1 protein-coding gene is annotated in these 784 nt (G+C 34.2%); it reads right to left on the reverse strand.

Translation table 11 applies throughout. The annotated features are described in order from the left end of the window. Positions 1 to 211: 211 nt before the first annotated feature. A partial coding sequence (locus tag ODU37_RS10720) for a primase-like DNA-binding domain-containing protein (protein WP_249562581.1) occupies positions 212 to 784 on the reverse strand: 573 nt, incomplete at its 5' end.

A 784-nucleotide genomic window follows, 5' to 3' on the forward strand; every position in this document is an offset into this window, starting at 1 on the left:
AAGGGTTTTGCTATTGTTTTATACACTTTATACGCTTTATACATTAAAATAAAAATATATATAGGAATAATAGGGATCTTATTTTTAAATCATAATATAAGGGAATTTTTTTATTTCCGTGTTTTTCGTATAAAGTGTATAAAACCCTTGATATGACAATATTTTGAAGTGTGTAAAATTTTTGCCCTACTGTATAAAGTGTATAAAATCCTTAATTCCTTTTTCTTCTCTTTTTGTACTCTGGCCAATGGTTGTAATACCCGCGTTCATTCTTTGGTTTTTTCTGCTTTTCGGGTGTCGCCCTGCCGTTAGAATAGGCTAGGCTGGCAAACGGCGGTAGGTCTTCCTTAGGATAAAAACCTTTATGGATCTGTTGCCCTGCGGGGATAACCTTCTGACCAACTACGAAACCTTCTGGCAAGTTGCTTTTGATTTCTCGGTGTAACCCCATTTCTGATCTGTTTTCTTTAATACCATAGTATTCTAAGAAACCTTTCCAAACATGATAGACAAAGCTATTAGGAATAAACTCGCTTGTCAATTCATCAGTAAAAAACTTAGAAACAAAATCAATTACGGGGTTCATGTCCTTATGATGTTCTTCAAGTATTTCAATAGATTTTTTCGGGTTAATGTCAGCAATCGGAGTTTCAATAGCCAACTTAACTAAATACTCAAGGACTTCCTTACGGTTAATATAATCCTCTTTTATAGCTTTATTTGGTTTGCCTTTGAATACCTTCGTAAAAGGTAAAATCCTAAATCGGCGGTCAATAGCAGACTT

It is taken from the genome of Streptococcus sp. 2021WUSS109 (assembly GCF_044427305.1).
Classification (GTDB): Bacteria; Bacillota; Bacilli; order Lactobacillales; family Streptococcaceae; genus Streptococcus; species Streptococcus suis.